Raw genomic sequence first — 12,333 nt, forward strand, 5'->3', positions numbered from 1 at the left:
TTGAACACGTGAAGATTTACGATACCCAGGTAAGAACTACTGCCCCTCAGTATAATCTGCCCGTGCATCACCTGTAGTTGAGATAACTGATGATATCCGCCTTGCGTACCGAAAGTCCCCGTTTCGATATGTCTCATCAACCGTCTCGCAATTTTTGTAGCTCTTCGCCTTTTAGACGTATATCCCAAGATTTGGGGATCGGGGGCAAGGCGGGAGAAGAGGAAGGTTGGGAATGAGCAATGCCGCGGCAACTCCTTTTCATGCCGGACCGGAACTGAGCCGGGCGATCAATCGCACCGATTTTTTCCGTCTGCTGAAAGCGGCGGCGCAGCATTATCACTTCGACAATTTCGCGCTTGCCCGGATTTCCGAAGCGTCGGCTCCTTTCGGTGAACGCGATGTCGTCATCACCAATGTCCCCGAGCGCCGCGTCGGCCTTTTCATTACGACGTTGAAGGATGCGCTCGGGACCGTCCGGGCAAAGAGCGCCCAGTTTCTGGCAACGCCGGTCCATGGCCGGAGCGCTGAGCCGGGTGCTTATCCCTCCGATCGCCTGTTCAACGAGTTCCGCAACGGCGTCTTCCTTTTCATCCCGCTGTTCACGCCGGAGGGGCGGCGATATTGCCTGGTGCTGAGCGGCGAGCGTGAAGAACCGGATCAGGGCGAGATCGCCGACATGCTTCTCGACGCCATGCGGATTTTCGACAAGCTCTATGAGGAAATCTTGACTCAGGAAATGTCCGGACGGCTGACCCAGCGCGAATCGGAAATTGTCAAATGGACGAGCGAAGGCAAAACCTCGGCGGAAATCGCCATCATTCTTGGTCTTTCCGAACACACGGTCAATTCGCACATCACCGCGGCCGCGCGCAAACTCGACGCGGTCAATCGCGTCCACATGGTGGCGATCGCCCTGAGAAACGGTCTGGTTTCGTGACAATGGACTTTGGGACTGGGGAAAATGAGATGACCAGCGAAACTGTCCGAAAGGATGCGGTAAGGGTTCTCTTTGTCGACGATGAATTCATCGAATTCCGCGCGCTCAAGAAGAAGATCGCCGATCTCTCCGAGCCACGGGTCGAAGTCGAATATTCGTCGTCGATCGGCGACGCGCTGGATAAGATCCGCGCAGCGCGCTTCGATCTCATCCTGCTCGACAACCGCCTGCTGCCCAATGCGGATTTCCGCGAAACGGTGCCCGAGCTGCGCGGCATCGGTTATACAGGCCCGATCGGCGTCGTCTCGACCGATATTTCGGGGGGCTATTTCCAGGAATTTCCCGATTACGGCGTCGACTTCCGGATCGGCAAGGACGAAATCGACGTCCAGTCGCTACAGCACATCATCCGCGAATATGTGCACTACGACGTCCCGGATTTTTGGAAGGACGATTACAGCATTTAGCCTCAGGCGACCGGGAGGCGAATGGCAAAGCGGCTGCCGCTTTCGTCCGAATGTTCAAGGCGGATATCCCCACCAAGCGCCTTCAGAAGCTCCTGCGCCGTCGTCAGTCCGAGACCGGCGCCGGGGACGGCTCCCGCCCTCGGCAATTTCCAGAAGGGCTCGAAGATCCGCTCGCGATGGGCGGGATCGATGCCCGTTCCGTTATCGGAAATCCGGATCAACCAGATCGCCCCCTCTTGCGCCGCCGCGATCACCACATGCGGCGGCGATGAGCCGCGATAGGTGAGGGCGTTGGAAATGAGCTGCCGCAGCACCATGCCGAACAGTGGCGGGTCGGTGCGGATGGGGGGCAGGTCTTGGCAGACGAGGGTGGCGTCGCGGGACCCCGTCTCATCCACCAGCTCGCTCCATATCCGTTCGGCCAGCGCCTTGAGGTCGACCACCTCGGGCGACAGCTGAGGCGCTCCACCGGCAAAGTTCATCAATGCCTTGGTCAGGCGCTGCGCGACTTGCGCCTTTTCCATGATCATCTTGAGGCTCTGAAGCTGTTCGCTGTCGAGCGTCTCCTCGAGATCGTCGAGCAGCAGTTCGGCATACATGGCGATATGGCGAAGCGGCGATTGCAGATCGTGCGAGGCGGTGGCGAGAAAACGCTTGATGCGCTCTTCGTTGTCGCCGGCAATCGTGGTCTCAAGCGGTCTCGTCGGGTTGGGTGACATCTGACGGTTTCCCCGATCTCTGCTGCGGCATCGCGCGCTTTTTTCAGGTGCGCAACGGACGCTGTAATAGCTTGAATTGCTGCATAATTTTATCTTGGCAATAGGCAATAATAAAAAGAGGGCGCCAGCTCTGCAACCGGCGCCCTCTTCAAGGATGCGTTAACAACCGTTTCAGTTCGCCGACTTGCGCGAGCGGCCCTCTTCCGGCGGGATGATGTCGACGCCGGCATCGGTTGCCGGCGCCTTGGCGTGGCGGCGGCGCCAGTCGCCGAGGAACAGCAGGATGGGTGCGGCGATGAAGATCGACGAGGCGCCGGCAACCAGAATGCCGAAGACCATCGGGATCGCGAAGCTCGAGACGGCGCTGCCGCCCCAGATTGCCATCGGCACCAGGGCGAGGAAGGCGGTCGCATTCGTATAAAGGCTTCGCGCAAGAGTCTCGTTGATCGACTTGTCGATGATCTCGCGCAACGGCATCGACTTATAAAGCCGCATGTTTTCGCGCATGCGGTCATAGACGACGACCTTGTCGTTCACCGAGTAGCCGACCAGGGTCAGGATGGCGGCGATGGCCGTCAGGTTGAAGTCGAGGCCGGTGATGGCGAAGAAGCCGATCGCCTTGGTGACGTCGAGCACCAGCGTGACGATGGCGCCGACGGCGAAGGGCCATTCGAACCGCGCCCAGATATAGATCAGCATCGCGAAGCTCGCGATCACCACCGACAGGATGCCCGCCGAGGCGAGCTCGCCGCTGACCTTCGGGCCGATGACGTCAGTCCCTTCGACGGTGGCGGTCGGATCGATCTTGGCGACTTCGGCCTTCAGCTTGGTGACCGCCGCCGTCTGTGCCTCTTCGCCGCCCTCCTGGCGCTGCGCGCGTACGAGGATGCTGTTGTTGCCGCCGAAGGACTGCAGCGTGATTTCGCCGAGGCCGAGACTGTCCAGACCTTCGCGGAACTTGGCCAGATCGGCCGTCCCCTGGGTTTTGACGGACATCTGGATGCCGCCGCGGAAGTCGACGCCGTAATTCAGGCCGGGATGAATGAACAGCACGACGGAGGCGATCGAAAGCAGCGCCGAAACGGTGACGCCGAAGAAGCGCGCCTTCATGAACTGGATATGCTTGTCGTAAGGGCTGAACGGAATCAGCGGCCGGATGTTCAGCACCTTCATCTTGCTGCGGCGGGTGATCTCGATCATCGCGACGCGTACGAAGGCGACGGAAGTGAACATCGAGATGATCAGGCCGAGCGCCATGGTCACGGCAAAGCCGCGCACCGGTCCGGAACCGAACCAGAACAGGATGGCCGCGGCGATCAGGGCCGTCATGTTGCCGTCGATGATGGTCGAATAGGCACGGCGGAAGCCGGTGTCGATAGCGGCGAAGGCGCTCCGGCCCTTGCGCGTTTCTTCACGGATGCGCTCGTTGATGAGAACGTTGGCGTCGACCGCCAGACCGATGCCAAGAACGACGCCGGCGATACCGGGCAGCGTCAGCGTTGCGCCGACCAGCGTCAGGGCCGAGAAGGTCAGGATCGTGTGGATCAGCAGCGCGACGTTCGCCAGAATGCCCCAGGTGCCGTAGAGCACGAAGATGAAGGCTGCGACGAGGACAAAGCCGACGATGCCGGAATAGATGCCCATCTTGATGGCATCGGCGCCAAGGTCGGCGCCGACTGTGCGCTCCTCGATGACCGTCAGCTTGGCGGGCAGGGCGCCGGCGCGCAGCATGGCGGCAAGCGTCGTGGCGCTCTCGGCCGAGAAGTTGCCGGAGATCTGGCCAGAGCCGCCGGTGATCGGTTCGCGGATATTGGGTGCGCTCAGCACCTTGTCGTCGAGGACGATGGCGAATGGATTGCCGACGTTCTGACGAGTGATATCGGCAAAGCGGGTGGCGCCGGCGCTGTCGAAGCGGAAGCTGACGACCGGCTCATGCGTGTTCGGGTCGAAGCTGACGCGGGCATCGGAAAGGCGGTCGCCGGAGATTTCAACGCGGTCGAGAACAGCATAGGACCGGCCTTCTTCGTCCTGCATCATGGTGACGCCCGGACCGGGCTGGTTGTTCGGCGCCACCATGTGGAACGACATTTTCGCCGTCGAGCCGAGAAGTTGACGCAGTCGCGTGGGATCCTGCGCGCCGGGAAGCTGGACGAGCACGCGGTTGGCGCCGATGCGCTGGATGGTCGGCTCGGAAACGCCGACCTGGTCGACGCGCTGGCGGATGACTTCCAGGCTCTGCTGGACGGCATTGTCGACATTGGCGGAGATGCCGGCCGGCGAGAAGCCGATGGTGATGGTCGCGCCGTTCGCCGTGACGGCGAGGTCGGACTGGCCGGCGCTGAGGCCGGTGCTGATCGGGTTGGCGAGCGTCTTGAGATCGGCGACGGCCTGATCGCTCTGCGCGGCATCGGCGAGCGTCACGACGATCTGGTTCTGGCTGCGCACCACGGCCTTCGGCTGGATGCCCTTTTCGCGCAGCACGCGGCGCGCGTCCTGAAGCAGCGATTGCAGCCGCTCCTTGGTGAGGTCGGCTTCGTCGACCTCGAGGACGAGGTGGGAACCGCCGCGAAGGTCGAGGCCGAGCGACACCTGCTCATGCGGCAGCCAAGCCGGGAGGCGCTGGAGGGTGGATTGCGGCAGAACGTTCGGCAGAGCGATCAATAGGCCGATTACGATGATCACCGAATAGGTGAACACCAGCCATGGTGAATTACGCATGTTGTATTCCTTAGATAATCGAGGGCCGGCGCGCCCGGGCGCTGGCGGCATGTCGTCAATGGTCGGAAGCGCGCTCGGCGCAGGCCTCAGGCGACGTTCGGCGGGGCGCGTGCCTGATGTGTCTTGGAACCTGGGGCATGAAGCGGAGGTTCGAATGCCGCAAGATGAGCGCTCACGTTCCAGCCGGACAGATCGAGAGCCGGGGCAGCGGCAAGGGCGGCTGACCCGGCGTCGTAGGCGGCCTGCTTCGGCGCAAGCTTGCGTTCGGCGGCAAGCACCCCGCGCACGGCATCGCGCGCGCTCAGTTGCGGCGGCTGCGGATCGCGGCCGGACGTGGAAAGCGTATTGACGGCGGTGACCGGCGCAATGACGAGATTGCCGCCGAAAAGCAGGCCGATATAGGCAAGAACGGCGAAGAGCAGGGAAGCGGCGATACGGTTCGTCAAACGGCGCTGGTCCAGCTCCATCTCCTCCGTTCCGGCGATGTCACTCCCGTATCGGCTCAAAAGCGCGCCAATCTTTCATTCTCTTTCCGGCGGAGATCATCCGTCGCGACAATTGTATCAGGCCGATGATTGTCTTCATAGGCCACACTCTCATGATGCACTTGAGCCAGCCGGTCAACCATGCCCGGTGCGATTTCGCGTTCGCCGATGATGACGGTGTCGGCCATAGCGTCGGAACGGGCGCCGCGACGATGAGAATGGATGGATTGCTCAGCACCGGCTCGGCGATGCGACAGGCCTCGAAGACGTTCGCAGCGCCAGCGACTTAACCGGACTCAGGGCGCCAGGCAGGTGGCCAAGACTTTGTAGATATAGAGCGTCTTGCCTTTATAGTACCCTGCGGTCGGCTGCCAGCTCTTCAACACCTCAGGCGTTTCGGCCGCGCAGGCGAGGGGACCGTCCGTCAGGAAAAGCACCTTGCCGGTGGTCTCGGCGGGCAGGGCGAATTCCTGCTCGTAATAGCTCTCCGGAAGGCCTGCCGGCGCCCGCGCATAAATGTGGTGGGGTGTGTCGCGCAGCGTATAGAAAAGATCGGCCACCATGTCGCGGTTGTTAGTGACGATGATGTCGGTGCCGGCCTGATCGGCGAGGGCTGCGGCTTCGCGGCTGACTTCGGCGCGGCCGAGATAGCGCTTCATCAATTCGTCGCCATTCGGCAGCAGCACCTGCTGCGGAAAGATCGTCGCCAGCGGAAACAGCAGGCTTGCGACGCCGTTGATGGTGAGTGACAGCCTGAGCCCCTTCGGCCACAACCGGTAAAGCAGCCAGACGGCGAGGACCGTGCCCGCAACATAGGCGGTCACGGCCCAGTTGGCATAGGCCTTGGCGACCGTCGCCTGCAGGGTGATGAGCGCCACCACCGGCATCGACAGCCAGACCAGCATCTTCTCGCGGTCGTCGCTCCGGCCCTTGATCATGCGGTAGACCGCCCAGAGGATCGCGAAGAAGATGATCGGCCCGACGACGCCGAATTGCGCGGTGAAGAATTCAAGCCCGCGGCGCAGATTGATGCCGAGATCGCTCCAATGGGCGATATCCTGCGTATGGCGCACCGTCGTATTGTCGTGTTTGAGGTTCCACCAGAGGTTCGGCAAGGCAACGACTGTCGCGACCGCGACGGCGATGATGAAATCCCGGATGGCGATGCGCGCCGCCGGAATGAGGAGGAGTGCGAGTGCGCCGCCCGGAACGACGAACAGCACGGCATATTTCGTCAGGAAGGCGAGGCCGACCCCGAGGCCCATGACGAGCGCCAGCCCGACCGAGCGCCGCTGCGTCAGGCCGAAATAGGCAAGCAGGGCGATGGCGATGAAGAACAGCAGGATCACGTCGGTCGAGAAGAACACCGAGGAAAGCGCCACCCCTGGCAGCGTGATATAGGTGGCGCCCGTCCAGCCTTCGATCTCCGGCCCGACGAAACGGTTTGCAACCTTCATCAGCACCACTGCGGCCGCCATGTGGATCAGCGGTCCCGAGAGCCTGATCCAGTAAATGGCATTTGAACCGGAAAACTCGGTCATCGTCCGGATCACCCATGCAATCATCGGCGGTTTGGAGTAATAGCCGAGATCGAGGTTCTGGGACCAGAACCAGTACTGTGCCTCATCGACGAAAAGGTCCGTCGCATCGAAATGGAGCGTGACGACGCGCCAGAGCGTGAAGCCGAGAACGATGAGAAGACCGGATTTGGGGGACATGAACTTGAGTGTTCCGCTGACATGAAAGGCGCGAGTGCGATTACACCAAAGGCGCCGGACTGCCAACGGGGAAGGGGCTTACAACACCCGAAGCATGCGGATGTCGCGGTTTGCGGCGAGGGAATCGAGCCGGGCGATGGCTGCAAGCACGCCCATTGCGATCAAGCAGGAACCCAATCCGAGAACAATCATTGCTCTGTCCTTGTAGACGTCATGTCTTGGCTGTCGACCGGCATATAACACGGAGCTTGCGTGTACCTTGTAGCGGCCGTGCAACTCTCCGGCAGTATTTCTCGCGAACCGCCTTGAATTGCTTCAAAAGCCGGCGCCTGAACAGACTTATTAACCTTCAGGCAAGGAATTAACCATAAACATTGGGTTACACGTCGGAATGGGAAGATGCACTCGTTCCCACCAGGCATGACGCCGTACCGCCGTACCGGGTCGATCCGGTATCCATCTCTTCAGACAGCTCCGAAACATAGCTGATCAGGGGGTTTTGAGCCGCCGGTTTACCCGGAGGCCGAGAACCGTCTCCACGCTTTGCGTTCATCGGATGCAGCGACAGTATTAGCCGGGCGTTCGCCCGGACCGTGGGTTGGGGACAGGCGTTGAGGCAGGACATGCCATCAGATCAGGCTCGTGGAGCGCAGGCAGGCAGCTTGCGCGATCGCCTGCGGTTTGCCGGTCTCGATGCCGACCAGTGCGAACTGGTGCGCCGCAACCGGCCGGCCCTCGAAGCACATCTGAAGGCGGGTCTCAGGGATCTCTTTCACAGGTTCCAGTCATTCCCCGACGCCTCGCGCAATTTCGAAAGCGAGCGCCAGCTCGAACGCCTGCATGATCTGCAGTCCTCGCATTGGGACGTGCTGACGGATGCCCGCTTCGACAGCCTCTATGCCGAGCGCGTCAAGGTTCTCTCCGATACCGAAAACAAGATGGGTCTCGACCCGCGCTGGCACGTGGCCGGTCACGGCGTCATGCTGGAGCATGTCCTCTCCGGCCTCGCCGAGGAGATCGCCGGCCGGCCGCTGCTGCCGTCGGCCAAGCGCCGCACCCGCGAAATCTCCGAGCTGATGACGGCGATCGTCCGCATTGTCATGGTCGATGTGGAAATCGCCGTGTCGCTCCGTTTCAATGCGTTGCGCGCCGCCCAGAACCGCGCGCTTGCCGATCAGCGCGCCGATCATGAGGCCGAGATCGCCAGGATCTTCGGCGATGTCATCGAAGGCCTGTCCGCCCGCGATCTGACGCGGCGCGCTCCCGTCGACGCCGACGGCGCCTATGCCGGGATCGCCGCCGCGCTGAACGGCGCCTTGGATGGTCTTCAGGCCGAATTCGCCGCCATCACCGGGCGCACCGTCAAGGCGGAAGCGGCAACGGCTTCGCTTGCCGACCTGTCGCGGCAGTTTGCCGGCACGGCGTCCGGCCAGGCCGACCGGCTGCAGCTTTCCGCCACCGCCCTTGCCGGCATTGCCGCCAGCGTGCGTGACGGCGCTGCCGACAGCCGCACCGCCGAACAGGCGGTCGCCGCAACGCGCGCCGCCGTCGAGGAAAGCGGCGAGGTCGTCGGTCGCGCGATCAGCGCCATGGCCGATATCGAACAGTCGGCCGAAAAGATCGGCCAGATCATCGGCGCGATCGACGAGATCGCCTTCCAGACCAATCTTCTGGCGCTGAATGCCGGCATAGAGGCGGCGCGCGCCGGTGATTCCGGCCGCGGTTTTGCCGTGGTCGCCCAGGAGGTTAGGGCACTGGCCCAGCGCTCGGCCGAAGCTGCCCGCGAGATCAAGACGTTGGTGACGACCACCAAGGCGCAGGTCGACGCCGGCGTGCAGATGGTCGGCCGCACACAGGATTCGATCGGCAGCATCGTGCGCCAGGTCACCGACATCAATGCCGCCATTGCAGGCATCGCCACGAAGACTGGCGAACACGCCGCAAACCTCGACGGCGTCACCGCCGACGTCAGGGGTCTGGGGGCCGAAGTGGCCGATAGCGCCGGCCTTGCGGAGCGCTCGGCTGATGGCGCCGACCATCTCCACACCGTCATTCTCGAGCTCGGCCGGACGGTTCGCGAATTCCGCATCGCGCGCGAAAACGCCCATGCCGGCCGGCCGGCGCCGGTCCGCGTCGCGCCGTCGCGCGCCATCGACGCCGCCGCCCGCCCAGCAGCGGTCGAGGGCGAATATGAAAATGACGATTTTGGCCTTCCCCAGCCGTTCGCAAGCGTCGGAGGTGGGCGGAATGTTTACTAACCTTTCGGATTATCGTTTCAGCTCATTTTTTCGGGCCGGGGACAAGGGGACAAGGACAAGCTGATGGTAGCAAAGAAGAGTGGCAAGACGCTGAATCTGACAGCGGTGCTCGACCTCAACGAGGCTTCCGCCTTGCGTGAAAAAATTCTCTCGTTCAGGGGCAGCGGTCTTTCGATCGACGCATCCGGCGTCGAGCGGATCGGTGCTCTTTGCGCACAGGTCCTGATGTCCGCCGAAAAGACCTGGGCACAGGACAAGCAGCCGTTCACCTTCTCCAAGGTGTCCGACGCATTTCAAAAAACCATGCAGCTGGTTGGCGTCAATATTGACCACCTGCTTGCCAAGGAGATTCGGCAATGAAGAAAAAAGTGCTGACTGTGGATGATTCCCGCACCATCCGAAACATGCTGCTCGTGACGCTGAACAATGCCGGCTTCGAGACGATCCAGGCGGAAGACGGCGTCGAAGGTCTCGAGGTTCTCGAAGAGTCCAATCCTGACGTCATCGTGACCGACATCAACATGCCGCGCCTTGACGGTTTCGGCTTTATCGAAGGTGTTCGCCGCAACGAGAAATATCGGGCGATCCCGATCCTGGTCCTGACGACCGAGAGCGACGCGGAAAAGAAGAATCGCGCCCGCCAGGCCGGCGCCACGGGCTGGATCGTCAAGCCTTTCGACCCGGCCAAGCTCATCGATGCAATTGAGCGTGTAACCGCTTAAACCCAGGATTTGCTCCTATGGATATGAACGAAATCAAAGAGATCTTTTTCCAGGAGTGCGAGGAACAGCTCGCCGAACTGGAATCCGGTCTTCTGAAAATGAACGATGGCGATCGCGATCCGGAAACCGTCAATGCGGTGTTCCGTGCCGTGCATTCGATCAAGGGGGGCGCCGGCGCCTTTGGCCTTGATGATCTGGTTGCCTTCGCCCATGTGTTCGAGACGACTCTCGATTGCGTTCGTTCCAACAAGCTCGAGCCGACCCAGGACGTCCTGAAGGTGATGCTGAAGTCGGCCGACGTGCTCGCCGACCTGACCAATGCCGCACGCGACGGCGGCAGTGTCGATGAGAGCCGCAGCCGCGGCCTCGTCAAGGAGCTGGAAGCGCTCGCCAACGGTGAACTACCGTCGCCGTCGGCCGCCGCAGAGGCGCCTGCGCCTAGGGCCACCGCCAAACCCGCGCCGGCTGCTGCCGCGCCCGCTCCCAAGCCGACGGACGATAGCGGCTTTCAGCCGATCCCCTTCTCCTTCGACGATTTCGGCGGCGACGAAGCGGGCTCCGACCTGCCGGCGTATGAAGTCACGTTCAAGCCGCGCTTCGAGCTCTATTCCAAGGGCAACGACGCAACGCTGCTGTTGCGCGACCTCTCCCGCCTCGGCGAGATGACCATCTATTGCAACATGGACGAGCTGCCGGGCCTCGAGGAGCTCGATCCGGAAGGCGCCTACTTCTTCTGGAACATCACGATCAAGACGGACAAGGGCGAGGATGCCATCCGCACCGTCTTCGAATTCGCCGAGTGGGATTGCGAGCTGACGATAAAGCCGGTCGACGAAGCGGCCGGCGATGCAGGCGCCAACGAGGAACTGCCGATGGTGCCGGTTCCTTTCGACCTGTCGATCCTGGACGAAACGAGCGCAATGGAAGAGGCTTCCGCCGGCGCACGGGCTGACGAGACGGCTGCGGCCGTTGCCGCCGCCGAAACCGCTTCCAACGTCACGCAGATGGCCGCAGCCGCGGCCCGCGTCGAGAAGAAGGAATCGGCAGCCGCCGCAGCAGCGGCTGCAGCAAATGCCGCTGCCCAGAACAATGCCGCCGGTGCCGGCCAGACGATCCGCGTCGATCTCGACCGTGTCGACCGCCTGATCAACCTTGTCGGTGAACTGGTCATCAACCAGGCGATGCTGTCGCAGAGCGTCATCGAGAACGACACGACGGGCACCTCCTCGATCAACATGGGCCTCGAAGAGCTGCAGCAGCTCACCCGCGAGATCCAGGACTCGGTGATGGCGATCCGCGCCCAGCCGGTGAAGCCGGTCTTCCAGCGTATGTCGCGTATCGTCCGCGAAATCGCCGACATGACCGGCAAGTCGATCCGCCTGATCACCGAAGGTGAAAACACCGAAGTCGACAAGACCGTCATCGATAAGCTGGCCGAGCCGCTGACCCACATGATCCGCAATGCCGTCGACCACGGCATCGAAACGCCGGAAAAGCGCGCGGCCGCCGGCAAGAACACCGAAGGCACCGTCCGCCTCACCGCCAAGCATCGCTCGGGCCGCATCCTGATCGAGCTCGCCGACGATGGCGCCGGCATCAACCGCGAGAAGGTGCGCCAGAAGGCGATCGACAACGACCTGATCCCGGCCGACGCCAACCTGTCGGACGAGGAAATCGACAACCTGATCTTCCTGCCGGGATTCTCGACCGCCGACAAGATCTCCGACATCTCCGGCCGCGGCGTCGGAATGGACGTCGTCAAGCGTTCGATCCAGGCGCTCGGCGGCCGCATCAACATCACCTCCAAGCCGGGCCACGGCTCGGTCTTCACCATGAGCCTGCCGCTGACGCTCGCCGTCCTCGACGGCATGGTGGTCACCGTCGCCGGCCAGACGCTGGTGGTGCCGCTGACCGCGATCGTCGAAACCCTGCAGCCGGAAGCTGCCGCGATCCACTCCTTCGGCGCCAACCACCGGCTGATCTCGATCCGCAACTCCTTCTGCCCGCTGGTCGATGTCGGCCGCATCCTGAATTTCCGCGCGACCCAGGCCAATCCGGTCGAGGGTGTGGCGCTTCTGGTCGAATCCGAAGGCGGCGGCCAGCGCGCCCTGATGGTCGATGCCATCCAGGGGCAGCGTCAGGTGGTCATCAAGAGCCTGGAAGCCAACTACACCCACGTGCCGGGCATTGCCGCCGCCACCATCCTCGGCGACGGTCGCGTGGCTCTCATCCTCGATGTCGACGCGGTTGTCGGCGCTTCGCGCGGCCAGTCGCTCAAGGCGGAAATGTCGTTAGCAGCGGTAGGATAA

General features: G+C 62.4%; 10 protein-coding genes and 1 pseudogene. 6 read left to right on the top strand and 5 right to left on the bottom strand.

From position 1 onward, the window contains the following. Positions 1–232 precede the first annotated feature (232 nt). Together J2J99_RS03340 and J2J99_RS03345 are read left to right on the top strand one after the other, a co-directional pair. Positions 233–937, top strand: coding sequence for a helix-turn-helix transcriptional regulator (locus tag J2J99_RS03340; RefSeq protein ID WP_168295924.1), 705 nt, complete (start codon positions 233–235; stop codon positions 935–937). 29 nt (positions 938–966) lie between these two features. Next, on the top strand, positions 967–1,404 hold the full coding sequence (locus J2J99_RS03345; RefSeq protein ID WP_168295925.1) for a response regulator: 438 nt from the start codon (positions 967–969) through the stop codon (positions 1,402–1,404). Between the two features lie 2 nt (positions 1,405–1,406). Here the strand turns inward: J2J99_RS03345 and J2J99_RS03350 are convergent, their stop codons facing one another. The 5 genes and pseudogenes from J2J99_RS03350 to J2J99_RS03370 all read right to left on the bottom strand — a co-directional run bounded on the left by J2J99_RS03350 (position 1,407) and on the right by J2J99_RS03370 (position 7,044). Continuing rightward, entirely contained in the window at positions 1,407–2,123 is a 717-nt protein-coding gene (locus J2J99_RS03350) for a sensor histidine kinase (protein WP_168295926.1), read from the bottom strand. 171 nt (positions 2,124–2,294) lie between these two features. Further along, positions 2,295–4,841, bottom strand: a complete 2,547-nt coding sequence (gene secD / locus J2J99_RS03355) for a protein translocase subunit SecD (RefSeq protein WP_168295927.1) — start codon at positions 4,839–4,841, stop codon at positions 2,295–2,297. Positions 4,842–4,927: 86 nt separating this feature from the next. After that, positions 4,928–5,308, bottom strand: a complete 381-nt coding sequence (locus J2J99_RS03360) for a hypothetical protein (RefSeq protein ID WP_168295928.1) — start codon at positions 5,306–5,308, stop codon at positions 4,928–4,930. A 54-nt stretch (positions 5,309–5,362) separates the two neighbouring features. Beyond that, positions 5,363–5,597 (bottom strand): annotated as a pseudogene (locus J2J99_RS03365) (sodium:proton antiporter); the annotation flags it as partial. Positions 5,598–5,622: 25 nt separating this feature from the next. Continuing rightward, entirely contained in the window at positions 5,623–7,044 is a 1,422-nt protein-coding gene (locus tag J2J99_RS03370; RefSeq protein WP_168295929.1) for an ArnT family glycosyltransferase, read from the bottom strand. Between the two features lie 623 nt (positions 7,045–7,667). On the opposite strand from J2J99_RS03370, the gene J2J99_RS03375 reads away from it, so the two are divergent. From J2J99_RS03375 to J2J99_RS03390, 4 genes are all read left to right on the top strand, one after another. After that, positions 7,668–9,302, top strand: a complete 1,635-nt coding sequence (locus J2J99_RS03375; RefSeq protein ID WP_168295930.1) for a globin-coupled sensor protein — start codon at positions 7,668–7,670, stop codon at positions 9,300–9,302. A 63-nt stretch (positions 9,303–9,365) separates the two neighbouring features. Continuing rightward, positions 9,366–9,662 carry an STAS domain-containing protein gene (locus J2J99_RS03380; protein ID WP_168295931.1) on the top strand — a complete coding sequence of 99 codons (297 nt, stop codon included), beginning with the start codon at positions 9,366–9,368 and terminating at the stop codon, positions 9,660–9,662. Further along, the gene (gene cheY1 / locus J2J99_RS03385) at positions 9,659–10,024 is read left to right on the top strand and encodes a chemotaxis response regulator CheY1 (RefSeq protein WP_003570362.1); all 366 of its coding nucleotides are present in this window, start codon (positions 9,659–9,661) and stop codon (positions 10,022–10,024) included. Before J2J99_RS03380 ends, cheY1 begins: the two co-directional genes overlap by 4 nt. Positions 10,025–10,041: 17 nt before the next feature. After that, a complete protein-coding gene (locus J2J99_RS03390) occupies positions 10,042–12,333 on the top strand; it encodes a chemotaxis protein CheA (RefSeq protein ID WP_168295932.1) in 2,292 nt (763 codons plus the stop codon).

The organism is Rhizobium binae (assembly GCF_017357225.1).
GTDB lineage: Bacteria > Pseudomonadota > Alphaproteobacteria > Rhizobiales > Rhizobiaceae > Rhizobium > Rhizobium binae.